26 protein-coding genes are annotated in these 23,767 nt (G+C 69.2%); 15 read left to right on the top strand and 11 right to left on the bottom strand.

Features of this window, described 5'->3' with window-relative positions; all coding sequences use genetic code 11:
- The first annotated feature begins 24 nt into the window (after positions 1–24).
- Positions 25–987 carry a malate dehydrogenase gene (gene mdh / locus AC1DSO_RS06480; RefSeq protein WP_477068066.1) on the top strand — a complete coding sequence of 321 codons (963 nt, stop codon included), beginning with the start codon at positions 25–27 and terminating at the stop codon, positions 985–987.
- 189 nt (positions 988–1,176) lie between these two features.
- Here the strand turns inward: mdh and AC1DSO_RS06475 are convergent, their stop codons facing one another.
- Positions 1,177–1,608 carry a CBS domain-containing protein gene (locus AC1DSO_RS06475; RefSeq protein WP_477068065.1) on the bottom strand — a complete coding sequence of 144 codons (432 nt, stop codon included), beginning with the start codon at positions 1,606–1,608 and terminating at the stop codon, positions 1,177–1,179.
- Positions 1,609–1,676: 68 nt separating this feature from the next.
- Complete coding sequence (locus tag AC1DSO_RS06470) at positions 1,677–2,522, bottom strand: hypothetical protein (protein ID WP_477068064.1); 846 nt, start codon at positions 2,520–2,522, stop codon at positions 1,677–1,679.
- A gap of 145 nt (positions 2,523–2,667) precedes the next feature.
- On the opposite strand from AC1DSO_RS06470, the gene AC1DSO_RS06465 reads away from it, so the two are divergent.
- From AC1DSO_RS06465 to AC1DSO_RS06445, 5 genes are all read left to right on the top strand, one after another.
- Positions 2,668–3,174 (top strand): DUF1993 domain-containing protein, encoded by a 507-nt coding sequence (locus AC1DSO_RS06465; protein ID WP_477068063.1) that lies wholly within the window; start codon positions 2,668–2,670, stop codon positions 3,172–3,174.
- Between the two features lie 346 nt (positions 3,175–3,520).
- The gene (gene ffh, locus AC1DSO_RS06460) at positions 3,521–5,047 is read left to right on the top strand and encodes a signal recognition particle protein (protein WP_477068062.1); all 1,527 of its coding nucleotides are present in this window, start codon (positions 3,521–3,523) and stop codon (positions 5,045–5,047) included.
- 25 nt (positions 5,048–5,072) lie between these two features.
- The gene (rpsP, locus tag AC1DSO_RS06455; protein ID WP_477068061.1) at positions 5,073–5,609 is read left to right on the top strand and encodes a 30S ribosomal protein S16; all 537 of its coding nucleotides are present in this window, start codon (positions 5,073–5,075) and stop codon (positions 5,607–5,609) included.
- Positions 5,610–5,662: 53 nt separating this feature from the next.
- Positions 5,663–6,244: a ribosome maturation factor RimM gene (gene rimM / locus AC1DSO_RS06450; RefSeq protein WP_477068060.1), complete on the top strand. Its 582-nt coding sequence runs from the start codon at positions 5,663–5,665 to the stop codon at positions 6,242–6,244.
- A gap of 20 nt (positions 6,245–6,264) precedes the next feature.
- A complete protein-coding gene (locus AC1DSO_RS06445; protein ID WP_477068059.1) occupies positions 6,265–6,846 on the top strand; it encodes an NUDIX hydrolase in 582 nt (193 codons plus the stop codon).
- A 2-nt stretch (positions 6,847–6,848) separates the two neighbouring features.
- On the opposite strand, the gene AC1DSO_RS06440 is transcribed toward AC1DSO_RS06445, so the two are convergent.
- Positions 6,849–7,703, bottom strand: coding sequence for an acyl-CoA thioesterase (locus tag AC1DSO_RS06440; protein ID WP_477068058.1), 855 nt, complete (start codon positions 7,701–7,703; stop codon positions 6,849–6,851).
- Between the two features lie 80 nt (positions 7,704–7,783).
- On the opposite strand from AC1DSO_RS06440, the gene AC1DSO_RS06435 reads away from it, so the two are divergent.
- Positions 7,784–8,707: a histone deacetylase family protein gene (locus tag AC1DSO_RS06435; protein WP_477068057.1), complete on the top strand. Its 924-nt coding sequence runs from the start codon at positions 7,784–7,786 to the stop codon at positions 8,705–8,707.
- An 81-nt stretch (positions 8,708–8,788) separates the two neighbouring features.
- On the opposite strand, the gene AC1DSO_RS06430 is transcribed toward AC1DSO_RS06435, so the two are convergent.
- The 3 genes from AC1DSO_RS06430 to AC1DSO_RS06420 all read right to left on the bottom strand — a co-directional run bounded on the left by AC1DSO_RS06430 (position 8,789) and on the right by AC1DSO_RS06420 (position 10,021).
- Positions 8,789–8,887 (bottom strand): hypothetical protein, encoded by a 99-nt coding sequence (locus AC1DSO_RS06430; protein WP_477068056.1) that lies wholly within the window; start codon positions 8,885–8,887, stop codon positions 8,789–8,791.
- 217 nt (positions 8,888–9,104) lie between these two features.
- Positions 9,105–9,524, bottom strand: coding sequence for a PaaI family thioesterase (locus tag AC1DSO_RS06425; RefSeq protein ID WP_477068055.1), 420 nt, complete (start codon positions 9,522–9,524; stop codon positions 9,105–9,107).
- The gene (locus AC1DSO_RS06420) at positions 9,521–10,021 is read right to left on the bottom strand and encodes a PaaI family thioesterase (RefSeq protein ID WP_477068054.1); all 501 of its coding nucleotides are present in this window, start codon (positions 10,019–10,021) and stop codon (positions 9,521–9,523) included. Before AC1DSO_RS06420 ends, AC1DSO_RS06425 begins: the two co-directional genes overlap by 4 nt.
- Before the next feature lie 39 nt (positions 10,022–10,060).
- On the opposite strand from AC1DSO_RS06420, the gene AC1DSO_RS06415 reads away from it, so the two are divergent.
- A complete protein-coding gene (locus AC1DSO_RS06415; protein WP_477068053.1) occupies positions 10,061–11,089 on the top strand; it encodes a ligase-associated DNA damage response exonuclease in 1,029 nt (342 codons plus the stop codon).
- Between the two features lie 99 nt (positions 11,090–11,188).
- Here the strand turns inward: AC1DSO_RS06415 and AC1DSO_RS06410 are convergent, their stop codons facing one another.
- Positions 11,189–12,337: a citrate/2-methylcitrate synthase gene (locus tag AC1DSO_RS06410; protein WP_477068052.1), complete on the bottom strand. Its 1,149-nt coding sequence runs from the start codon at positions 12,335–12,337 to the stop codon at positions 11,189–11,191.
- Positions 12,338–12,413: 76 nt separating this feature from the next.
- Here AC1DSO_RS06410 and AC1DSO_RS06405 point away from each other — a divergent pair, with 76 nt between their 5' ends.
- The 5 genes from AC1DSO_RS06405 (at position 12,414) to queG (ending at position 18,029) form a co-directional block, all read left to right on the top strand.
- A complete protein-coding gene (locus AC1DSO_RS06405; RefSeq protein ID WP_477068051.1) occupies positions 12,414–13,502 on the top strand; it encodes a citrate synthase/methylcitrate synthase in 1,089 nt (362 codons plus the stop codon).
- A gap of 164 nt (positions 13,503–13,666) precedes the next feature.
- Positions 13,667–14,596 carry a cation diffusion facilitator family transporter gene (locus AC1DSO_RS06400; RefSeq protein ID WP_477068050.1) on the top strand — a complete coding sequence of 310 codons (930 nt, stop codon included), beginning with the start codon at positions 13,667–13,669 and terminating at the stop codon, positions 14,594–14,596.
- Between the two features lie 31 nt (positions 14,597–14,627).
- Entirely contained in the window at positions 14,628–16,085 is a 1,458-nt protein-coding gene (gene rfaE1 / locus AC1DSO_RS06395) for a D-glycero-beta-D-manno-heptose-7-phosphate kinase (protein WP_477068049.1), read from the top strand.
- A gap of 110 nt (positions 16,086–16,195) precedes the next feature.
- Positions 16,196–16,882 (top strand): FtsZ-binding protein FzlA, encoded by a 687-nt coding sequence (fzlA, locus tag AC1DSO_RS06390; RefSeq protein WP_047403964.1) that lies wholly within the window; start codon positions 16,196–16,198, stop codon positions 16,880–16,882.
- Positions 16,863–18,029: a tRNA epoxyqueuosine(34) reductase QueG gene (gene queG / locus AC1DSO_RS06385; RefSeq protein ID WP_477068048.1), complete on the top strand. Its 1,167-nt coding sequence runs from the start codon at positions 16,863–16,865 to the stop codon at positions 18,027–18,029. Before fzlA ends, queG begins: the two co-directional genes overlap by 20 nt.
- 85 nt (positions 18,030–18,114) lie before the next feature.
- Here queG and AC1DSO_RS06380 read toward each other — a convergent pair whose 3' ends face one another.
- The gene (locus tag AC1DSO_RS06380) at positions 18,115–18,996 is read right to left on the bottom strand and encodes a UTP--glucose-1-phosphate uridylyltransferase (RefSeq protein ID WP_477068047.1); all 882 of its coding nucleotides are present in this window, start codon (positions 18,994–18,996) and stop codon (positions 18,115–18,117) included.
- A gap of 157 nt (positions 18,997–19,153) precedes the next feature.
- Here AC1DSO_RS06380 and AC1DSO_RS06375 point away from each other — a divergent pair, with 157 nt between their 5' ends.
- Positions 19,154–19,651 carry an FKBP-type peptidyl-prolyl cis-trans isomerase gene (locus AC1DSO_RS06375; RefSeq protein ID WP_477068046.1) on the top strand — a complete coding sequence of 166 codons (498 nt, stop codon included), beginning with the start codon at positions 19,154–19,156 and terminating at the stop codon, positions 19,649–19,651.
- Between the two features lie 109 nt (positions 19,652–19,760).
- Here AC1DSO_RS06375 and AC1DSO_RS06370 read toward each other — a convergent pair whose 3' ends face one another.
- The 3 genes from AC1DSO_RS06370 to rfbC form a co-directional block, all read right to left on the bottom strand.
- A complete protein-coding gene (locus AC1DSO_RS06370) occupies positions 19,761–20,963 on the bottom strand; it encodes a threonine ammonia-lyase (RefSeq protein WP_477068045.1) in 1,203 nt (400 codons plus the stop codon).
- Positions 20,964–21,050: 87 nt separating this feature from the next.
- The gene (locus tag AC1DSO_RS06365) at positions 21,051–21,977 is read right to left on the bottom strand and encodes an alpha/beta fold hydrolase (RefSeq protein WP_477068044.1); all 927 of its coding nucleotides are present in this window, start codon (positions 21,975–21,977) and stop codon (positions 21,051–21,053) included.
- 144 nt (positions 21,978–22,121) lie between these two features.
- Complete coding sequence (gene rfbC, locus AC1DSO_RS06360) at positions 22,122–22,685, bottom strand: dTDP-4-dehydrorhamnose 3,5-epimerase (RefSeq protein ID WP_477068043.1); 564 nt, start codon at positions 22,683–22,685, stop codon at positions 22,122–22,124.
- Positions 22,686–22,722: 37 nt separating this feature from the next.
- Here rfbC and AC1DSO_RS06355 point away from each other — a divergent pair, with 37 nt between their 5' ends.
- Entirely contained in the window at positions 22,723–23,748 is a 1,026-nt protein-coding gene (locus AC1DSO_RS06355) for a glycosyltransferase family 2 protein (RefSeq protein ID WP_477068042.1), read from the top strand.
- The last annotated feature ends 19 nt before the right edge of the window (positions 23,749–23,767 follow it).

Genomic DNA, 23,767 nt, shown 5'->3' with positions numbered 1-23,767 from the left:
GTCCACAGCCTTGATGGAGACCCCATGGCTCGCGCGAAGATCGCCCTTATCGGCGCCGGCATGATCGGCGGCACCCTGGCCCATATCGCCGCTCGGGAAGAGCTGGGCGACGTGATCCTGTTCGACATCGCCGAGGGCACGCCCCAGGGCAAGGCTCTGGACATCGCCGAAGCCTCGGCCGTGTTCGGCAAGGACGTGACCCTGAAGGGCGCCAACGCCTACGAGGACATCGCCGGCGCCGACGTCTGCATCGTGACCGCCGGCGTGCCGCGCAAGCCGGGCATGAGCCGCGACGACCTGCTGGGCATCAACCTGAAGGTCATGAAGGCCGTCGGCGAAGGCATCAAGGCCCACGCCCCGAACGCCTTCGTCATCTGCATCACCAACCCGCTCGACGCGATGGTCTGGGCCCTGCAGCAGTTCTCGGGCCTGCCGAAGGAAAAGGTTATCGGCATGGCCGGCGTCCTGGACTCGGCCCGCTTCGCCTACTTCCTGTCCGAAGCCACCGGCGTGTCGGTCGAGGACATCCACGCCTGGACCCTGGGCGGTCACGGCGACGACATGGTCCCGATGGTCCGTCACTCGACGGTCGGCGGCCTGCCGCTGCCGGAACTGGTCAAGCAAGGCTGGCTGACCCAGGAGAAGCTGGACGCCATCGTCGATCGCACCCGCAAGGGCGGTGGCGAGATTGTCGCCCTGCTGAAGACCGGCTCGGCCTTCTACGCCCCGGCCGAGAGCGCCATCGCCATGGCCACCTCGTACCTGAAGGACAAGAAGCGCGTCCTGCCGTGCGCCACCTACCTGACCGGCCAATACGGCCTGTCGGGCCTGTACGTCGGCGTGCCGGTGGTCATCGGCGCCGCTGGGGCCGAGAAGATCGTCGAGTTCGAAACCAACGACGCCGAAAAGGCGATGTTCGCCAAGTCGGTCGAGTCGGTGCAGGGCCTGATGGAAGCCTGCAAGGCCATCGACGGCTCGCTGAAGTAAGCTTCGGCGTTTCGCGGAAACGAGAAGGGCGGCTCCTCGCGGGGCCGCCCTTTTTCTTTGCGCCTCAACTTGCCCCCTCCGGATGCTGCGCATCCTCCTCCCCCGGAGGGGGAAGAAGGAAACACGGCGATCTTCTTCCCCCTCCGGGGGAGGAGCGCCGAAGGCGCGGAGGGGGCCAGTGAGGATGGCCTATTGCGCCGGGTCGCCCGGTTCCTGGGAGATCTCCTCCAGGGTCTTGCCGACCTGCTTGGCGCCATAGTCCTTGGCGACGTCGCCCAGGGACAGGATGCCGGTCAGCTTGCCGGCGTCGTCCAGCACGATCAGGCGGCGGACCTGGTTGCTGGCCATCTTGGCGGTGGCGTCGGCCAGGATGTCGTCTTCCCTCACGCTCAGCACCTCGCCGTCGGACATGGCTTCCGAAATGGGGCCGTCGAAGCTGCGGCCTTCGGCGACCACGCGCAGGACGATATCGCGGTCGGTGACCACGCCCACCACCTTGCCGTCGTCGACCACGGGGACGACCCCGCTCTCGACCCGGGCCATCACCTGGGCGACGTCGCGGATGGTGTCGGTGGGGCGGGCGATCGAGACCTGGCTGGTCATGGCGTCGCTGACTTTCATCGGGGTTCTCCTTTCGGGAGGAAATAGGACCTCCACAGAACCCCGCGCTGCTGGCGTCGTTCCCCCGGTCAGGCGCCCGCCAGCGCGTCGCGGGCCGCCTTGGCCGCGTTGGGCAGGGCGAGACGGTCGCTGAGCGCCACGGCTTCCTCGCGCAAACGCCGGGCCTCGTCCTTGGCCCCGAGCCGCGCCTGGACGTCGGCCAAGGACAGCATCGAATAGGGCAGGAAGACCTGGAAGCCGACGGCGCGACGCAAGTCCAGCGAGCGGGCGTAGAGGTCGCGCGCCGTCTTCAGGTCTCCGGTGTCCTCGGCGACGGCCGCCTCGTGGCGCAGCACATAGGAAAGCTCCAGATCGCACCGGCCGGCCTCGGCGACCTGGCGGGCCTTGGCCAGGGGCGCGGCCGACGCGGCGACCTCGCCGGCGACTTGTGGCATCAGACCGGCGAAGAACAGGGCGTCGGCCTTGTCGCAGGGATCGGTCAGGCCCTCGGCGGCCGCGGCGAAGGCGGGGGCCAGCTGGGTGGCGCCTTTCAGATCGCCCGCCGTCAGGCGAACGAAATAGGCCGAGGTTGTCTCTCTAAGGCTGACCAGCGGCTTGAGATCCGCGTCGGCGCCGGCTTTCAGCGCCATGACCTCGTTGGCCACGGCCGCCTCGTCGGAGCTGGTGCGCCCGACCAGCCGCTGGCTCTGGTGAACCCGCATCTGCTGTAGCAGGAGCTTCAGTCGCGTCCGTTCGGATGGTTGCTCGGCCAGGCCCGCCTTCAACGGCGCAACGGCGGCGTCGAAGTCGGCCGCGTAGCGCGCCGCCTCCGAAGCCTTGATCGTCGCGTCGGGCGTCACGGCGAGGACGGGTGAGGCGGCCATGATCGAGGCCGCGCTCAAGGCGACGCCCAGTGGCGGGAAGGGCGAGCGCATGAGGATCTCCGCTGGCGTACCGACGATATCTAAGGTCTCACGGCGGATCGCCAAGTCTTCACGGCGACGCTTCCGATCGGGAGGCCGGCGGCCTATCTAGGCGCATCCCCCGGACTTCTTGGGGGCCTATTCTCCGGAGCTTCCCATGTCGATCTCGATCCATCAGGCCAGCGTGCCCGTGTTCATCCAGGGCCTGAAGGGTCTGAAGGGCGTGCTGGCCAAGGCCGCCGCCCTGGTCGAGGCCAAGAAGTGGGACCCCGACGCCCTGCTGAAGGCGCGTCTGTACCCCGACATGTTCCCGCTGATCCGTCAGGTGCAGATCGCCACCGACTTCGCCAAGGGCGGCGCGGCGCGCCTGGCCCAGGCCGAGATCCCCGCCTGGGACGACACCGAAACCTCGTTCGCCGACCTGATCGCCCGCGTCGAGCGCGCCATCGCCTTTGTCGAAGGCCTGGATCCGGTCGCCTTCGAGGGCGGCCACGACCGCGAGGTCCAGCTGGTCCGCCGCGGCGAGACCCACACCTTCAAGGGCCTGGACTATCTGCAGGGCCAGGCCATGCCGAACTTCTTCTTCCACATCACCACCGCCTACGCGATCCTGCGCCACAACGGCGTCGAGGTCGGCAAGCGCGACTTCCTGGGTACGGCTTGATCCGGCCTGCCCTCCACACCGATCTCCCCGGCGAAAGCCGGGGCCCAGATCTCGTGGCGCTTGGGATGACTGGACGACCGCGGAGCTCATAGAGGCCGCCCCAGCGCCCCTCCATCTGGATCCCGGCTTTCGCCGGGAAGGTCGGGGTTGAGGGGCGGCTTTGACTCTTCCCGCTTTTTGAGACATAAGCCCCGGCTTCCGGCGCTTTATCAGCAGCGCCTCCACCGTCACGACCCCGGCCTGTTAGCGCAGGATCCATCCGGACGAGGACGGCGAGGACCCCCATCGACGTGATCGTCCATGGGGGCTGATTGCGTTTGGTCTAGTGTTTTAACCAGGGTTCGACATGTTCGACGGCCTTACAGAGCGACTTTCCGGCGTCTTCGAACGTCTCGGCGGTCGCGGCGTGCTGTCCGAGAAGGACATCGACGAGGCGCTGCGCGAAGTCCGCATCGCCCTGCTCGAGGCCGACGTCGCCCTGCCGGTCGTCAAGGACTTCATCAGCAAGGCCAAGGAACTGGCCGCCGGCGAAGCCGTCATCCGTTCGGTCAAGCCGGCCGACCAGGTGGTCAAGATCGTCTATGACGGTCTGGTCGACATGCTGGGCGGCGAGGTCCCGACCGGCCTGACCCTGGCGCTGAACCCGCCGTCGGTGATCCTGATGGCCGGCCTGCAGGGCTCGGGCAAGACCACCACCACCGGCAAGCTGGCCCTGCGCCTGTCCAAGCACGAGCGCAAGAAGGTGCTGGTCGCCTCGCTCGATACCCGTCGCCCGGCCGCCATGGAACAGCTGGCCATGCTGGCCAAGCAGGTGGAGGTCGAGAGCCTGCCGATCGTCGCCGGCCAGAGCGCCGTCGACATCGCCAAGCGCGCCCTGACGGCCGCCAAGCTGGGCGGCTACGACGTCCTGATCCTCGACACCGCCGGCCGCACCACGCTGGACGAGGCGATGATGAGCGAGGCGGCCGAGATCGCCCGCATCGCCACCCCGACCGAAACCCTTCTCGTGGCCGACAGCCTCACGGGCCAGGACGCCGTCCGCACGGCCAAGGCCTTCCACGAGCGCCTGCCGCTGACCGGCCTGATCCTGACCCGCGCCGACGGCGACGGCCGCGGCGGCGCGGCGCTGTCGATGCGCCATGTCACCGGCCTGCCGATCAAGTTCCTTGGCGCCGGCGAGAAGATCGACGCCCTGGACGTGTTCGACGCCCGCCGCGTCGCCGGCCGAATCCTGGGCCAGGGCGACGTCGTGGCGCTGGTCGAGAAGGCCGCCGCCGACCTCGACCATGCCGAAGCCGAGCGCATGGCCAAGAAGCTGGCCAAGGGCCAGTTCGACCTCAACGACCTGTCGTCCCAGCTGGCCCAGATGCAGAAGCTGGGCGGCATGGAAGGCATCATGGGCCTGCTGCCGGGCGTCCAGAAGGTCAAGAAGCAGATCACCGAGAGCGGCATCGACGACAGCGTCTTCCGCCGCCAGCAGGCGATCATCAGCTCGATGACCAAGCTGGAGCGCAAGAAGCCCGACGTTCTGGCCGCCTCGCGCAAGCGCCGCATCGCGGCCGGGGCCGGCGTCGACGTCGCCGAGGTCAATCGCCTGCTCAAGCAACACCGCCAGATGGCCGACATGTTCAAGGCCATGTCCAAGGACGGCGGCAAGAGCATGGCCCGCATGGCCCAGATGATGGGCGGCGGCGACATGGCCCGTTTGAAAACCATGGGCGGGGGCCGCATGCCCCAGCCCGATCCCAATGCAGCGGGAGGCCAAGGCCTCTCGGGGCTGCCCGGTCTGCCGGGCCTCGGGAGTGGCGGCGACGCCAAGCCCAACCCTCTCTCCGGCCTGGGCCTGCCCGGCTTCAACCCGTTCAAGAAATAGAACTTTAGACCAAGGACTACCTCAAATGCTGAAGATCCGTCTCGCCCGTGGCGGCGCCAAGAAGCGTCCGTACTACTCGATCGTCATCGCCGACAGCCACTCGCCGCGCGATGGCCGTTTCATCGAAAAGGTCGGCACCTACAACCCGCTCCTCAAGAAGGACGACCCGGCTCGCGTGACCCTGAAGGTCGAGTCGATCCAGGAGTGGCTCAAGAAGGGCGCCCAGCCCAGCGACCGCGTCGCCCGCTTCCTGGCCGCCCAAGGCCTGACCACCTGGGCCCACGGCAACAACCCGCAAAAGGGCGAGCCGGGCAAGAAGGCCAAGGAACGTTCGGCCGAACGCGCCCAGCGCGACGAAGAGCGCAAGCAAGCCGAAATCGACGCCAAGGCCGCCGCCGAAGCCGAGAAGGCCGCCGCCGCTGAAGCCGCCGCTGCCGCCGCTGCCGCTCCGGCCGTGGAAGAAGCTCCGGTTGAAGAAGCCCCGGCCGCTGAAGTCGCCGCTGAAGAGGCTCCGGCCGCCGAAGCCGAAGCTCCGGCCGCTGAAGAAACCACCGAAGGCTAAGGGTTCCAGCGCCGCTGTCTCATGCGAGGCGGCGGCGCGACTCTGTCCAGACGATGGCTGAATCTCCCGACGAACCGTTGATCCTGGTCGGCCGCGTGGCCGGCGGCTTCGGCGTGCGCGGCGAGGTGCGGATCTCGACCTATACCGAAGAGCCGATGAACATCGCGGCCTTCAAGGCGCTGAAGCGCCAGGACGGCTCGCCGGCCCTGACCATCGCCTCGGCCCGCCCGACCAAGGACGGCGTCGTCTGCCGCTGCGTCGGGATCGACAGCAAGGACGCGGCTGACGCCCTGCGCGGCCTGCGCCTCTACGTCCCCCGTTCGGCCTTGCCCGAGCCCGCCGAGGACGAGTTCTATCTGAGCGACCTGGTCGGCTTGCCGGTCCGCCATATCCAGACCGACATCCTGCTGGGCCGCGTGAAAAGCGTCCAGAATTTCGGCGCCGGCGACATTCTCGAGATCACCCCCGACCTGGGCGGCCCGACCTGGTACCTCCCGTTCACCCGCGAGGCTGTGCCCGAGGTGAAGATCGGCGACGGTGTGATCCTGGCTGACCCGCCCGCCCTGGTGGGCGAACCCGAAGGCCCGTCTTCGGAAGACGTGGCCGAAGACGAAGACCTGGGCGACCGGGACTGACTTCCCGCGAAGGAGCGCCCTTGGCCTCGGAAAAATCGACGTCGGACGGCAAGTGGCGGGTCACGGCCTCGCGCCATGTGCACCGGGACCAGTGGATCAGCCTGCGGGCCGATGACTGCGTCACCGACGAGGGGGCGGTGGTCGCGCCGTACTATGTCCTGGAATATCGCGACTGGGTCGAGGTGGTGGCGCTGGACGCCGACAGCAACGTCCTGCTCATCAAGCAATACCGCCACGGCCTGGGCGATTTCTCGATCGAGCTGCCGGCCGGCGGCATGGATCCGGGTGAGACAGATCCGGTGGCCGCCGCCACGCGGGAGCTGCTGGAAGAGGCGGGCTGCGCCGGGACTTTGACCCTGATCGGCGAGACCCGGCCCAACGCCGGCACCCACTCTAACCGCGTCCATATCGTCCTGGCCCGCGACGTGGTTCGGGTGGCCGAGCCCAAGGACGATCCGGGCGAACGGATCGAGTCGTTCTGGGTCACGACCGCCGAGGCGCTGCGCATGACCCTGGCCGGCGAGATCACCGTGGGCATGCAGGCCGCCTCGCTGCTGCGCGGGCTAGCCGCCGCCGGCGCGGCTCGGATCGAACCCGCTTAAGCCTACTTCCGCACCCGCATCAGGCACTCCTGGGCCACCGAGGCCAGGAGCTTGCCGTCCTTGCTGAACATCTGGCCGCGCACCAGGCCACGGCCTTGCGAGGCGCTGGGGCTGTCCTGGTGGAACAGGGTCCAGTCGTTGAAGTCGAACGGATGGTGGAACCACATGGCGTGGTCCAGGCTGGCGGCCTGCAGGCCCGGCGTCGTCCAGATCAGGCCGTGCGGGCGCAGGGCGCTTTCCATGAACGCCATGTCCGAGGCGTAGGCCAGCGCCGCCTGCTGCATCTTCACGTCGTCGCCTAGCGGGGCCTTGGCCCGCATCCAGACGTTCTTGGTGCCCGACTTCTTCACCGGCGCCACCGGGTTCTGCATGTCGACCCAACGGATATCGACCGGGTTCGGACGTTCGGCCTGGGCCAGCATCTTCGGGTGGATTTGATCGCCCAGGTTTCTCAAGGTCTCGGCGATCGTCGGCAGGGTCTCGGGATCGGGTGCGTCGGGCATGTCCGACYGGTGCTCGAACCCTTGTTCCGGCGTCTGGAACGAGGCCGCCAGGTTGAAGATCTGCTCGCCGTGCTGGATGGCGGCCACCCGGCGCGTGGTGAAGGTGCCGCCGTCGCGGGCCCGCTCCACCTCGTAGAGGACAGGGGCGTTCACATCGCCGGGGCGGATGAAATAGGCGTGCAGCGAGTGGCAGACCCGGTCCGGCACGGTCTTGTAGGCAGCCAGCAGGGCCTGGGCGATGACCAGGCCGCCGAAGATGCGCGGGAAGCCGTCATTGGGACTGACGCCCCGGAACAGGTTCACCTCGATCGGCTCAAGGTCGAGAATGTCGGCGAGGGTCTCGGTCGTCTGCATGGCGCCTGCGATAAGCGTCTGTTTGCGCTGCCGCAAGACGTCACCTTGCGTCACGCCGCCGCGCTCCCCATCGTCAACCGATGCCTTCAGCGCCGCCGATCGTCCACCACCCCGCCTTCCGCGCCGAGATGCCGGCCGGGCACCGCTTCCCGATGGACAAGTTCTCGCGCCTCGCCAACGTGCTGGAAGCCGAGGGCGTGGCGGGTCCGGACGGCTTCGCGCGCCCCGAGTTCGTCGACGCCGAGACCCTGCGGCTGGTTCACACGGAAGACTACGTCCGGGGCGTGATCGAGCTCTCGCTGCCCGCCGACGTGGTCCGGCGGATCGGCATGCCCAACACCGACAGCGTGGCCACCCGCGCCCGGGCGGCGACCGGCGGCACCTTGCTGGCCGCGCGCCTGGCCCTGGAACATGGAATCGCCTGCAACACGGCCGGCGGCAGCCATCACGCCTCGGCCGAGGGCGGAGCGGGGTTCTGCGTGTTCAACGACGTGGCGGTGGCGGCGCGGCGGCTGCAGGCCGAGGGGCGGGTCGGCCAGGTCCTGGTGATCGACCTCGACGTCCACCAGGGCGACGGCACGGCGCGGATCTTCGAGGACGATCGCAGCGTCTTCACGGTCTCGATGCACGCCGAGAAGAACTTCCCGCATCGCAAGGCGGTCAGCGATCTGGATGTCGAGCTGGCCGACGGGACCGGCGACGCGGCGTATCTGGAAAAGCTGGGGGAGATCCTGCCGGCGCTGCTTTCCAGCGTCCGGCCGGACATCGTCTTCTTCAATGCGGGAGTCGATCCGCACGCGGACGACAAGCTGGGCCGGTTGTCGCTGACCGATCAAGGTCTGGAACGACGGGAGGCCTATGTCCTGGGCGCTTGTCTTTCTTCTGGCATCCCCGTGGTCGGGGTCATCGGCGGCGGCTACGACGCGGATATCGATCGTCTGGCGGCTCGCCACGCCATCCTGCATCGGACAGCCAAGTCTTTGTATTCTGGAGAGTCTTTGTAGGTCTCTTTGGCGACCGCTTGGTCGCCATCTCCGTCGGGGCGGCTCTCGCGAGCTACCCGACGGAGGCTAAGCGGCGATCACTTACAGGCTCGAGACGAGCGAACCGGCGATAACGACGAGCGGCAGAACCGCGAGGATGAGCGAGGCGAAGCCGGCGATGGCGTTGGTCTTCATGGTCATGGTCTTGATCCCTGTTTTTGTTGTCCGGCGCCCGTTGGCGTCCGGTGATCAGGGATATAGGTCCGCACCTCGGTTAATGCACGTTACCCTTGCTTCATGACGGCGATTTAAGAAACTTTGTGGCCGCGAAGTCGCATTACCGAGGTGTAATGCGACTGTACAATTTAGTTTCCGGGGAAACTTTATCCTTTGAGACCATCGTTACAGCAAGCCACCGCTACTCTTCGCTAGGCGCCACCAAAAAGAGTCCACGCATCGTCGCGATCGGGGCGGAACGGGTCTCCTGCCAGGCCTCGACGTGGACGTTGGCGATCCGCCGGCCCAGTTTCTTGATGCTGGCGCGGGCGTAGGTGGTCAGCGGACGGCCCGAGCGCAGGTATTCGATCGAGACGTCGATGGTGCGCGGCTGGCGCGTCATCGGCGCGGCGACCGACAGCTGAGCCAGCGCCGTCATCTCCATGAACGCGCCGAGCACGCCGCCGTGGATCGCCGGCAGCATGGGGTTGCCGACGATGTGCTGGGCGAACGGCAGGACGGCAGTCATCTCGTCGCCGGCCAGCTCGGCCCGGATCCCCAGGAAGCGGGCATAGGGGATCGAGTCCAGCATCGAGACCAGGCGGGTGTCGGGCTCGCTCATTGGTCCACGCTCCCGGTCTTGGCGCGCGGCTCGCGCGACGGTTTCAGATTGGCGCCCGGCGTCTTGCCGGCGCTGGAGTCCAGCATGAAGGTCGCCTGGGCGGTGGCCACCGGATCCTCGGGATCGCGGTCGTAGGCGACGGCGCGGACGAAGGCGATCGAGCGGGTCAGTTTGTAGCAATGGGCCCGGGCCAGCACGTCCAGGCCCGGCTCGGCCGGCCGCATGTAGTCGATGCGCAGGTCCAGCGTCGCGATCGAGGTCCAGGTGTCCATCGAGGCATGGACGGCCTGGCCGCTGGCGTGATCGAGCAGGGTGGTCACCACCCCGCCGGCGATGACGCCGGTCTCCGGGTCGCCGACGATCTCGGGGCGATAGGGGACTTTCAGGATCGCGACAGCGTCGCCGATCTCCAGGGTGGTGAAGCCCAGCGCCTTGGCCTGCGGGCTGCCCTCGTTCATCGCCGAGGCGATCAGCCGTATCTGTTCGTTGTCGCTCATGCCTGCTCCTTGACGGGGATAGGCTTAGCGCTTCCCGCGTTGTCATATCCAGACGTGATCAAGCCCGAAGACCTTCTCTGTCCCCGTCCGGGCGGCCTCTACTGCCCGCCGGGAGATTTCTATATCGACCCGGTCCGGCCCGTGGACCGGGCGGTGATCACCCATGGCCATGCCGACCACGCCCGCGCCGGCCATGGTGTGGCGGCGGCGACGCCCGAGACCCTAGCGATCATGGCCGTCCGCTATGGCGAGGACTTCGCCGGCCGCCGCGAGCCGGTCGCCTATGGCGAGACCTTCGCCCGTGACGGCGTCGAGGTGACCCTGGTCCCCGCCGGCCACGTGCTGGGCTCGGCCCAGGCGGTGGTGCGGTGGAAGGGCCTGACCATGGTGGTCTCCGGCGACTACAAGCGCCGCCGCGACCCGACCTGCGCCCGCTTCGAGCCCGTGCCGTGCGACGTGTTCATCACCGAGGCGACGTTCGGCCTGCCCGTGTTCCGCCATCCCGACGACGCGGGCGAGATACGGAGCCTGCTGGCCTCGGTCGAGCAGTTCCCCGAGCGTTGCCACATCGTCGGGGCCTACGCCCTGGGCAAGGCCCAGCGGGTGATCCGACTGCTGCGCGAGGGCGGCTGGGACAGGCCGATCTTCGTCCACGGGGCGCTGGAGCGGCTGAACGAACTCTACGAGGCGCACGGGGTCGCGCTGGGCCCCTTGGCGCCCGCGACGTCCTCCGGACCCAAGGAAGCCTTCGCCGGCCAGATCGTCATCGCTCCGCCCAGCGCCGTGGCAGACCGCTGGTCGCGGCGATTCCCGGATCCCGTCGACTGCTTCGCGTCGGGCTGGATGCGGGTGCGGGCCAGGGCGCGGCAGCGCGGCGTCGAGCTGCCGCTGATCCTCTCCGACCACGCCGACTGGGACGAGCTGACCGCGACCTTGAGCGAGCTGCGGCCCGGCGAGGTGTGGATCACCCACGGCCGAGAGGAAGCGCTTGAGCGGTGGTGTGAGCTGGAGGGCCTGCCGGCGCGGGCGCTGCGGCTGGTGGGCTATGACGAGGAAGAGGGGGAATAGGTCTTGCCCCCTTCGCGCTGACGCGCTCCTCCCCCGGAGGGGGAAGAAGGCGCGCGCTATCCTTCCGCCCGCCTTTGGGGGCGGACGACCGCGAAGCGGTCAGGTGGGGGGAGCCTCGCCCACGTATCGCGCTCTCGGCCGGATCAGCCGCCCCGTCTGCAGCTGCTCGATCGCATGCGCCGCCCAGCCCGCGCTGCGCGCCGTGGCGAACAGGATGAAGGGCGCATCGGGCGGCAATTTCAGCGTCCGCGCCAGGCTCACCAGCGCGAAGTCGATGTTGGGCGAGAGGCCCGTCGCCGTTTCCGTCGCTGCGCGCAAATCGGCCAGCAGGGGCGGGGCCACGAAGGCGGCCAGCAGCGCGGCGGCGCGCGGGTCGCCGTCCGGATAGAGCGGGTGGTCGAAGCCCGGCATTGCCGCGCCCCGGGCCAGGCGGGCGGAGACGGCATGGCCGGGGTCTCGACGCTCGGCCTCCTCGACGAAGGCCTCGACCCGGGCGGCCATCCCTCCATGCAACGGACCTGACAGGGCCGAAAGCCCCGCCAGGCAGGCCGCCGACAGCGAGGCCCCGGTCGAGGCCGCCACGCGGGCGGCGAAGGTCGAGGCGTTCAGCTCGTGGTCGGCCAGCAGCACCAGGGTCCGGCGGACGAGATCGGCACCGGCCGCATCCAGCCCCCAGGCGGCGGCGAAGCGGGCGTGGGCCAAGCCTTCGCCGGTCTGGCCCGTGGCGGCGTCGACCACGGCCTCCAGCAGATCGGCGGCCTCCATGGCCAGGGCCAGGGGCGCGCGGCCGCGAGCGGGCGGTTCGCGGCCGGCTCTCGTGGCTAGGGTCAGGAACAGGCGGGCTCGAGCGCTGTCGGCGGGCGGAGGCTCGGCGCGCCGGACCGACTTCAGCGCGGTCCCATGACCGCCGCGCAGCAGGCGAGCGACGTCCTCCAGGCTGGCGGTTTTCGCCAGCTCGGCGGCGTCCTGGCCGCGATACCACAGGCGCCCGCCGGCCACGGTGGTGATGGCCGAAGGCAGCACCGGCTCGCCCCAGGCGATGGCCTCGGCGGCGACGTCGGCGGCGCGGCGGCCACGCGCTTTCTTCTGGGCCAGGGCCGCGACGTCCGAGGCGCGATAGAGGCTGCGGCGCGGATCCCCTGGATGGGCGGCGGCTTCGATCCGGCCCCGGCTGACATAGGCGTACAGGGTCTGCGGCCGGATCCCCAACCGCTCCAGAACCTGATCCGCATCCAGCCAATCCACCATATAGATTGATTATATTGATCAAGATTGACGATCAAGGGTCTTGAGCGCTTTTCAACCTCACGAAAGGAGACCGCACATGTCCGATGGTCTTGAAGGCGTCGTCGCCGCCCGCACCGTTCTGTCCGACGTCGACGGCGCCAAGGGCCGCCTGGTGATCCGGGGTTACGCCGTCGAGGATCTGTCAGGCCGCACCCGCTACGAGGAAGCCGCCCACCTGCTGTTCGACGGCTTCTTCGAAGACGCGCCGTCCGACCTCGCGCCAGCTCTGGGTCAGGCCCGGGTCCGCGCCTTCGCCGAGGTCGCCGCCCTGGACGAAGGCCTGGCGCGCCGCGATCCGGTCGAGGCGATGCGGGCCCTGCTGGCCCGGCTGCCGGATAGCGACGACCTGCCGACCGCCCTGCTGCTGATCGCCGCCCCGGCCGTCTTCACGCCCGCCGTGCTGCGCGTCGCCGCCGGCCAGAGCCCGGTCGCCCCCGATCCGGCCTTGTCGCACGCCGCCGACATCCTGCGGATGACGCGCGGGGCGCCGGCCACCGACGCCGAGGCCGCCGCGCTCGACGCCTATCTGGTGACGGTCTGCGACCACGGCTTGAACGCCTCGACCTTCGCCGCCCGCGTGGTGGCCTCGACGCGAGCGGGCCTGACCTCGGCCGTGCTCGCGGGACTGTCCGCGCTGAAGGGCCCGCTGCACGGCGGCGCGCCGGGTCCGGTAATCGAGATGCTGGACGAGATCGGCGCGCCCGAGAACGCGCGGCCCTGGCTGGAGAAGGCCCTGGCGCGCGGCGACCGGCTGATGGGCTTCGGCCACCGGATCTACCGCGTCCGCGACCCGCGCGCCGACGCCCTGAAGGCGGCCGTGCGCAAGCTGGCGGCGGCTTCCGGCGGCCTGCCCGGGCGCCTGGTGTTCGCCGAGGCTGTCGAGCGGGCGGCGCTAGAGATCCTGCGCGAGCACAAGCCTGACCGGGCGCTGGACACCAATGTCGAATTCTACACGGCGCTGCTGCTGGAGGCCCTGGGCCTGCCGTCGGCCAGCTTCACCTGCGTGTTCGCCATGGGCCGCGTCGCCGGCTGGCTGGCCCACGCCCGCGAGCAGTTGGCCGGCGGGAGGTTGATCCGGCCGCAGTCGATCTATGTGGGGCCGGAGGCGCGGGCGGCGGCGGCGTAAAGAGACCAGCGCGGCGGCTTAGAACATCCCCATCCTCGTCATCCCGGGCGGCGTAGCCGACCCGGGACCCAGGGGCGGGCGCACTGCGGTTGCCCCTGGGTCCCGGCGCTCCGCTTCGCTGCGGCCGGGATGACGAACTTTGATGGAACGAGGTAATAGGGACCATGTCCCTGTCCGCCGCCTCTCCCGAGACCCGCGCCGCCACCCGCAACGTCGCCCTGCTGTCGGTGGCGACGGCGGCGATCCTGATCGTGGTCAAGGGCATCGCCTGGCGAGCCAGCGGATCGGTGGCCATCCTGGCCTCGCTGTCGGACTCGGCCCTGGACCTGGTCGCCTCGCTGATCACCGTCTACGCCGTGCGCTACGCGGCCGTGCCGCCGGACGCCGAGCACCGCTTCGGCCATGGCAAGGCCGAGGCCTTTTCCAGCCTGATGCAGGGCGGCTTGGTCTTCGCGTCCGGCGCCTTGATTGGGCGGGAGGCCATTTCGGCCCTGCTGCATCCGCGCCCGGTCGAACACGGCCTGGCCGGCGTGATCGTGATGGGGATCTCGATCGCGCTGACCCTGGGCCTGATCACCGCCCAGACCCGGGTGCTGAAGGCCAGCGGCTCGATCGCCATCGCCGGCGACCGGGCCCACTACGCGGCCGACCTGGCATCGAACGCCGTGGCTCTGCTCGGGGTCGCGGCCGCCGCCTGGCTGGGGCTGTCGTGGGTCGACGCCGCGGCGGGCCTGATCGTGGCGCTGTGGCTGATCTGGGGGGCGGTCGGCGTGTTCCGCGAAGCCTCGGCCCAGCTGATGGACCGCGAGCTGCCCGAGGTCGAGCGCGAACGGATCGTCGCCCTGGCCGTCGCCGACCCGCGGGTGCTGGGCGTCCATCAGCTGCGCACCCGCGCCTCGGGACCCTATGTCCACATGCAGATGCACGCCGACCTCGCCGCCGACATCTCGCTGGCCGAGGCGCACAGCATCATCGTCGCCGCCGAGAATCGGCTGCTGGAGGCCTTCCCGTCGGCCGACATCATCATCCACCCCGACCCGCGGGGGCTGGCCGAGAAGCACGGCGGCGTCTTCTCCGAGAGCGTCGAGGGTTGAGTTTTCGGGGCGTGAGGGTACGGAACTCCGTATGACCGACACGCTCGCCGACCTGCCCCGCGCCTTCGCCGGCAAGACCGTCCTGGTGCTGGGCGACGTGATGCTGGACCGCTTCATCTACGGGGCGGTCGACCGCATCTCGCCGGAGGCGCCGGTGCCGGTGATCGCGGTCGAGAAGGAGACGGCCATGCTGGGCGGGGCCGGCAATGTGGCGCGCAACGTCGCCGCGCTCGGCGCCAAGGCAGTGCTGATCGGCCTCGTGGGCCGGGACGACGCCGGCGCGGCTCTGCGCGGCATGATCGACGCCGAGCCCGGCCTGGAGGCCGAGCTGGTGGTCGATGCGGGGCGGCGAACCACCGAGAAGGTCCGCTACATCTCGGGCTCGCACCAGATGCTGCGGGTCGACCGCGAGGATCGCGGCCCCGGCGATGGCGCGGCGCTGCTGGCCGCGTTCAAGGCGCGCCTGACGGCGGCCGACGTGGTGGTGCTGTCCGACTACGCCAAGGGCGTCCTGACGGCCGAGACCGTGCGTGGCGCCATCGAGGCCGCCCGCGCGGCCGGCAAGCCGGTGATCGTCGATCCCAAGAGCCGCGACCTCGCCCGCTACGACGGCGCGACCTTGATCAAACCCAACCGCAAGGAGGCCGCCGAGGCCACCGGGATCGTCGACAACAGCGACGAGGCTTCCGAGGAAGCCGGCGCGGCGATCCTGGCCATGGCGCCGGGACTGGACGCCGCTCTGATCACCCGCGGCGGCGCGGGCATGACCCTGGCGGCGCGCGGGCAAGCGCCGGTCCATCTGCCGGCGACGGCGGTGGAGGTGTTCGACGTCTCCGGCGCCGGCGACACCGTGGCCGCGACCCTGGCCCTGGCCGTGGCGGCCGGCGCCAGCCTGGCGGACGCGGCGCGCCTGGCCAATCTGGCCGGCGGCCTGGTCGTGGCCAAGCTGGGCACCGACGTCGTCACCGCCGGCGAGCTGGCGGCCCGCGCCGGCTCGGCCGAGGGTGAGCCTGGCGAGATCAAGATCGCCGACCGCGACCATGCCCGGCGGATCGTCGAGGGCTGGCGGGCGCGCGGCCTGAAGGTCGGCTTCACCAACGGCTGCTTCGACCTGCTGCATCCAGGTCACGTCTCGCTGCTGTCCCAGGCCAAAACCGCCTGCGACCGGCTGATCGTCGGGCTCAACACCGACGCCTCGGTCTCGAAGCTGAAAGGCCCCAGCCGGCCCGTGCAGAAGGAGACGGCGCGGGCCACGGTGCTGGCGTCGCTGTCTTCGGTGGACCTGGTCGTGCTGTTCGACGAGGACACCCCGTTGAACCTGATCGAGGCCTTCCGGCCCGACGTGCTGGTCAAGGGGGCCGACTACACCGTCGAGACGGTGGTCGGTTCGGACGTTGTCCTGGGCTATGGCGGCAAGGTCGTTCTGGCGGCGCTGAAGCAGGGTCAGAGCACCACCGCCCTGATCGGGCGCATGAACGCGGAATCCTGAACCGAACCGCCGCGCAAAAGCCTGGATTTCCTGACTAAACGCGGTTCAGCAATCTGTTGTTAAGCAAAGCGGCGCATCGCTCTTTCGATGCAGCCTGAGCGCACCTGGGCATGAGCGTCGAACGCACCCTTCACCATTTCCCCCTCGACCCCGCCTCGCGACAGGTGCGTCTGGCGCTGGGCGAAAAGCGGCTGCCGTTCGTCGAGGTCCAGGTCCGCTACTGGGAGGCGCCGCCTGATTTCGCGAGCCTGAACCCGTCGGGCCTGACCCCGGTGCTGGTCGAGACCCGCAACCAGCGCAACCTGGTGGTCTGCGAGACCCGGGCCATTCTTGAGCATGTCGAGGAGACCGAGCCGGAGCCGCCCCTGCTGGGTCGTGACCCGGCCGAACGCGCCGAGGCCCGCCGCCTGCTGCAGTGGTTCGACCGCAAGTTCGACAACGAGGTCAACGGCTTCCTGCTGCACGAGAAGATGGAAAAGCGCCTGCTGCGCATGGGCGCTCCGGACCTGGCGGCGCTGCGCCAGGGCCGCGAGGCGCTGCGGGCTCATCTGGGCTATGTCGACGGGCTGTTGCAGACCCGCGACTGGCTGGCCGGACGGCGCATGAGCCTGGCCGATTTCGCGGCCGCTGCGCACCTGTCGGTGATCGACTATTTCGGCGACGTCCCGTGGAAGGACTTCCCGACCGCCAAGACCTGGTACATGAAGCTGAAGTCGAGGCCGTGCTTCCGGCCGATCCTGGCCGACCGCTGGCCCGGCCTCGCGCCGGCCGCGCACTATGACGACCTCGATTTCTGACCCTTCGCCTGACGCCATCAAGGACGAGATCCGCGCCGAGGCCTTGAGCCTGGGCTTCTCGACCTGCGGCTTCGCCGACGCCGCGGCGGCCTGGCCCAACGGCGAATGGCTGCGCGAGTTCGTCGTGGCCGAGCGGCACGGCGACATGGGCTGGATGGAGGAGACGCTGGAGCGTCGCTCGCACCCTACCGCCATGTGGACGCAGGCGCGGTCTGCGGTGGTGCTGGGCGTCAACTACGGCCCGGACATCGACCCGCTGGAGCAGCTGGCGCGCGCGGACCACGCCGCCATCTCGGTCTATGCCCAGGGCGACGACTATCACGACGTGATCAAGAAGCGGCTGAAGCTGCTGGCCGGCTGGATGCATCGCCGGTTCGGCCAGGACGTGAAGGTGTTCGTCGACACCGCGCCGCTGATGGAAAAGCCGCTGGCCCAGCGCGCCGGCCTGGGCTGGCAGGGCAAGCACACCAACCTGGTCTCGCGCCAGTTCGGCTCGTGGCTGTTCCTGGGCAGCGTGCTGACGACGCTGGACCTGCCGCCGGACGCGCCCGAGGTCGACCATTGCGGCTCGTGCAGCGCCTGCCTGGACATCTGCCCGACCAACGCCTTCCCGGCCCCGCGACAACTGGATGCGCGGCGCTGCATCTCGTACCTGACCATCGAACTGGCGGGGCCCATTCCGGCCGAGTTCCGGCCCGCCTTGGGCAACCGGATCTATGGCTGCGACGACTGTCTGGCGGTCTGCCCGTGGAACAAGTTCGCCAGCCTCTCCAGCGAGGCCAAGCTGCGGGCGCGCGAGCAGCTGCGGCAGCCGTCCTTGGCTGAGCTGGCGGGGTTGGACGATCCGACGTTCCGGGCGCTGTTCTCGAAGAACCCGATCAAGCGGATCGGCCGGGACCGGTTCGTGCGCAACGTACTCTACGCGATCGGCAACAGCGGCGACGCGGGGCTGATGGCGGTGGTCGAGCCGCTGCTCGCCGACCCGGCCCCGGTGGTGCGTGGCGCGGCGGTGTGGGCGGCGCGGCGGTTGGTGGGAGACCAGGCGCTGGCGACGCGGCGTGTCGAGGACGATCCCGAGGTGTCGGCGGAGTGGAGCGCCGAAATAGCTGCTCCCCCGCGAGCGGGGGAGCTGTCGCGGAGCGACTGAGGGGGCTAATGCGGCGTTCGCTCAGCGTGCCCCCTCCGGCCCTCTGGGCCACCTCCCCCACATCGCGGGGGAGGATCTTGGAGCTTTAAGCCTTCAGCGCCGCCTCGACCGCCGCGCGGGCCGCCACGCCCAGGTCCGGACGCTTCAGGGCCAGCGCAACATTGGCCTTCAGCAGGCCGATCTTGTCGCCGCAGTCGTGGGTGACGCCTTCGTAGACATAGGCGTGGAACGACTGTTGGGTCATCAGCTTGGCCATCGAGTCCGTGAGCTGGATCTCGTTGCCCGCGCCCTTCTCCTGGCTGGCCAGCAGTTCGAAGATCTCGGGCTGCAGGATGTAGCGGCCGGCGATCGACCAGTTGGAGGGCGCCGTGCCCTGGGCCGGCTTCTCGACCATGCCGGTCATGGTCGCCAGGCGGCCGTTCACCTCGCCGGGGGCGACGATGCCGTACTTGTGGGTCTCGCTGGCGGGCACTTCCTCGACGCCGATGACGTTGCCGCCGCCGACCTTGTCATAGACCTCGATCAGCTGACCGAGAGCCGACGGGTCGGCGTCGACGATGACGTCGGGCAGCATGACCGCGAACGGCTCGTCGCCGATGATGTCGCGGGCGCACCAGACGGCGTGGCCCAGGCCCAGCGGGGCCATCTGGCGCACGAAGCTCATCTCGCCCGGCCGGGGCAGCTCGTCGCGCAGCTGCTTGAGGATGTCGAGCTTGCCCTTGGCTTCCAGCTGGGCCTCGAGCTCGATCTGGTGGTCGAAATAGTCCTCGATCGCGCCTTTCGAGCGGCCGGTGACGAAGACGAAGTGCTCGATACCCGCCTTGCGGCCCTCCTCGACGATGTAGGACAGGATCGGCCGGTCGACGACGTTCAGCAGTTCCTTTGGCGTGGTCTTGGTGCCCGGCAGAACGCGGGTGCCGAGGCCAGCGACGGGAAGAACGGCTTTGCGGACGGGTTTCATGGACATCTCGCCTGAGTATTCGGGACGCCGTTTCTAGGAGGGCTTTCGGCCGAAAGCCACCATTGTTCCGTGAAATTCCGACTGTACGCGGCTGTGTTCGTTCGGAGATGGAATCCCGCGCGGTCCGTGCTAGCTGGACGGCCAGTTTTCGTCCGAGGTCTTCATGCAACGCCGCGCCCTGCTTCTCACCCTCGCCGCCGCCGGCCTGACCCTGGCCGCCTGCGGTCCCGACAAGAAGGCCCAGGAAAACCTCTCCGTCGCCGACGCCTTCATGGCCAAGAACGGTAAGGAACCCGGCGTCGTCACCCTGCCTCAGGGCCTGCAGTACAAGGTGGTGCGCGAGGGGCCGCAGGGCGGTCAGCACCCGACCCAGGCCGACGAGGTCAAGGTCCACTACGAGGGCAAGCTGCTGGACGGCACGGTGTTCGACTCGAGCTACGAGCGCGGCGTGCCGGCCGTGTTCCCGCTGGACGGCTTGGTGCCGGCCTGGATCATCGCCTTGCAGCGGATGAAGGCCGGCGACGAGTGGATCCTCTATGTGCCGCCGGCCCTAGGCTACGGGGCCGAAGACAAGGGCCCGATCCCGGCCAACAGCGTAATGATCTTCCGCATCGAACTGCTGGACGTGAACCGGTTGGGTCCGGGCAAGCCGAAGGAATAGGGACCGCCGTCATCCCGGCCGCAGCGCAGCGAAGAGCCGGGATCGCGGAAAGCTCAGTGCTTCTGGCGGTCCCGGATCGGCCTTCGGCCGTCCGGGATGACAGTCGTTTTTACACCACCCGCGGCGGGTAACCGCTCTCGCGCAGGGCGTCCATGACTTCCTGGGTGTGCTGGGCGTCGCGGGTCTCGATGGTGATGTCGAACTCTGCGCCCTTGGCCGGGACGTCGAGGGCCAGCCGGTTGTGGTTGACCTCGATGATGTTGGCGCCCATCGCCCCGATCACGTGGGCCACGGTCGACAGCAGGCCCGGACGGTCGTCGCCGATGATCCGCAGGCTGATCAGGCGCTGGGCGCGGACCAGTTCGCGGGTCAAGACCGAGGCCAGCAGGCGGGTGTCGATGTTGCCGCCGCACAGGATCAGGCCGCACTTCTTGCCCCGGAAACGCTCCGGATAGGCCAGGAGCGCCGCCAGCGAGGCCGCGCCAGCGCCCTCGGCGATGGTCTTCTCGACATTGCAGTAAAGGGCCACCGCCTGCTCGATATGCGGCTCTTCCAGCAGCAGCACGTCGTCGATCAGCGGGCGGGTGACGCCATAGGTCAGGTCGCCGACCTGCTTGACCGCCACGCCCTCGGCGATGGTCTGGCCGCCGCAGTGAGCCGCGACGCCGCGCATCTTGGCGGTGAACGACGGGTACATGGCCGGTTCGCAGCCAATGATGCGGATGTCGGGCTTGATCGCCTTGGCCGCCGTGGCCACGCCGCTGATCAGGCCGCCGCCGCCGATCGGCACGGGCAGGATCTCGAGATCCGGCGCGTCCTCCAGCATTTCCAGGGCGATCGTGCCCTGGCCGGCCATGATGTCGTAGTCGTCGAACGGGTGGACGAAGGTCAGGCCCTGCTCGTCGCGCAGCTTGCGGGCGTGAGCGTTGGCGTCGTCATAGGTCTCGCCCTCGATGATCACGGTCGCGCCGAAATCGCGGGTGTGCTGCACCTTCACGAACGGCGTGGTGCGGGGCATGACGATGGTGACCGGCACGCCCAGACGGGCGCCATGATAGGCCAGGCCTTGGGCGTGGTTGCCCGCGCTGGCGGCGATGACGCCCTGCCGCTTCTCGGCCTCCGACAGCAGCATCAGCTTGTTCAGCGCGCCGCGCTCCTTGTAGGCGGCGGTGAACTGCAGGTTCTCGAACTTCACCCACACCTCGGCGCCGGTGATCTTCGACAGGGTGCGCGAGTGGCGGCACGGGGTGCGCTCGATCTGACCCTTCAGGCGGCCGGCGGCGGCTTGGATGGCGGCGAGGTCGAGGGTCATCGGATCAGCACTCTGTCGCGGCGAAGAATGGCCGTGGCGGGGCCTCTAACACGGCCAAGCCGCCAAAACACCCCTTGGGCGCGCGCTCTAGGGCGCTTCCGCCAGCAGGTTTTCTATCGCCGCCCACGCTTGCGGCTCGGTCAGCATCGGCGCGTGGCCGACGCCGGGGACCTCGGCATAGGCCATCGCGGGCGCGGCGGCGCGCATGCGTTCGGCGATGCCCGGGTCGACAAGGTCCGAAATCTCGCCGCGCACCAGCAGCAGCGGCCGGTCCTTGGCCAAGGCGCGGAACAGCGGATACATGTCGGGCGGGGCCAAGGCCTGCCCTCCATTTGGGCCGCCTTCGGCCTGACTTTTCGCGGCCATTTGAGCCGCCGCTTCCGCCGCCGCCTTGATCGGGGCTGAGATGTCCGGGTCGTAGGCCAGGACAAAGCCGCCGTCCCCCTCATCGAACAGCCGACGGGCGAAGACGTCCCAGTCCTCGGCGCGGTAGGCCGGGAAGGCCGTCGCGTTGATGGCCTTGGCGTAGGCGACCGCCGCGTCCCAGGTTTCGAACCGRCTGGCGCCGCCCGCATAGCCGGCGATGCGGGCCAGGCCGACGGGCGACARCTCCGGGCCGACGTCGTTCAGCACCGCCGCCGCGATCGCTTCGGGCTTGATCGAGGTCAGGACCATGGTGATCAACCCGCCCATGCTGGTGCCGACGAACACCGCGCGCTCGATCCCGGCGGCGGCGAGCAGCGAGATCACGTCGGCGGCGTAGGTCCCCGGATGGTAGTTCATCGGGTTCGGGTCGCGGGCCGACAGGCCCCGACCCCGCACGTCGACGGCCAGGACCCGACGGCCCGTGGCGGCGATGCGCGGGGCCAGATCCTCGAAGTCGCGGGCGTTGCGGGTCAGGCCGTGGAGGCAGATCACTGGCAGCTTCTGGGCGTCGCCGACGGGCGCGTAATCACGAGCGTGCAGCGGCAGGCCTTCGTACGAGGTCCAGAAGAAGTTGGTGAACTTAGTCATCGCGCGTCCCTTCCCATCACTTGCCCCCTCCGCGCCTGCGGCGCTCCTCCCCCGGAGGGGGAAGAAGGAGCGCGTCTCTTCCGCTCCCTCCGAGGGCGGACGACCGCGAAGCGGTCAGGTGGGGGCCCTGCTGCGCCGGCCGCTCTAGACGCCGTAAACGAACGGCGTCGCGATCTCCGCCAGCAGCGGCGCTGTGTTGTCGCGGTCGTTGGCGGTGATTTCCGAAACCGGCAGCGGCCAGTCGATGCCGATCGCCGGGTCGCTCCAGCGCACCRCGCCCTCGGCGGCCGGGGCGTAGTAGTCGGTGACCTTGTAGAGCACTTCGCACGCGTCGGTCAGGGTGACGTAGCCGTGGGCGAAGCCCTTGGGAACCAGCAGTTGCTGGCGGTTCTCGGCCGACAGTTCCGCGCCCACCCACTGGCCATAGGTCGGCGAGCCCTTCCGGATGTCGACGGCCACGTCGAAGATCGACCCGACCACGCAGCGCAGCAGCTTGTCCTGGGCGTGCGGCGGCCGCTGGTAGTGCAGGCCGCGCTGGATGCCGCGCGTGCTCGAGCGGACATGGTTGTCCTGGACGAAGGCGGCCTTAAATCCAGCCTCCTCCAGCGCCGATTGCCGGAAGGTCTCGGAAAACCAGCCGCGCTCATCGCCATGACGCGTGGGCGTGATAAGCAGCACTTCGGGGATCGCCAGCGGCGTGATCTTCATGACGCGTACTTGAGTTCGAGGAATGAGTTGGCCACCGATGCCGCCTGAGACACAGGAAAACAAGAGCGGTCCGGCCATCACCGTGGTGATCGTCTCCTACCAGAGCGGCCCGACCCTCGAGCCGTGCCTCGCCCGGCTGGCGGCCCAGACCTTCCGCGATTTCGAGACGATCCTGATCGACAACGCCTCGACCGACGGCGCGCCGCAGGCGGCGGCCAAGGCCCACCCGTGGGTCGATTTCGTCGAGGCGGGCGCCAATCTGGGCTTCGCGGCCGGCAACAACCTGGCCGCCCGCCGCGCCAAGGGGCGCTGGCTGGTCCTGCTCAATCCGGACGCCTATGCCGAGCCGGAGTGGCTGGAAGAGCTGATGGCGGGTGTCGCGCGGCACCCGGCCGTCAAGAGCTTCGCCTCGCTGCAGCTGTCGGCCGACCGGCCGGGCCTGCTGGACGGGGCCGGCGACAACGTCACCAGCGCGGGCATACCGTTCCGGGGCGGGTATGGCCGCAAGCAACCGGCGGTCCTACCCGAGGGCGAGGTGTTCTCGGCTTGCGGCGCGGCCATGCTGATCGACCGCGACCTGTTCCTGGAGGTTGGCGGCTTCGACGAGCGCTATTTCTGCTACTGCGAGGACGTCGACCTGGGCTACCGCCTGCGCCTCTATGGTCAGCCGACCCTGCTGCTGCCCAAGGCCAAGGTCGCCCACGTCGGTTCGGCCAGCACGGGCGTGCGGTCGGATTTCTCGATCTTCCATGGCTCTCGCAACCGCGTCTGGACCTTCGTCAAGAACACGCCGGGCTGGCTGTTCCCGGTCACCCTGCCGCTGCACGTGGCCGTGACGGCGGGGCTGTTGCTGCTGCATTGGCGTCGCGGCGACGTCGCGCCGGCCATCCGCGGCATCAAGGCGGCGTTGAAGCGCGAGGACTTCGACCAGGTGCTGGCCGACCGCCAGGCGATCCAGGCGAAACGCAAGGCTTCGCCCGGCGCGATCCTCCGGGTGATGTCGATCGACCCGGCCGCGTTTATCGGCCGGCGGTTCGTCATTCGGAAGGCGCGAAATCTCTAAGTCCGACCTTCCCGGCGAA

The organism is Caulobacter sp. P4_E5, from assembly GCF_056401555.1.
The sequence above is the reverse complement of the archived record's forward strand: the minus strand, read 5'-3'. Positions and strand labels throughout refer to the sequence as shown.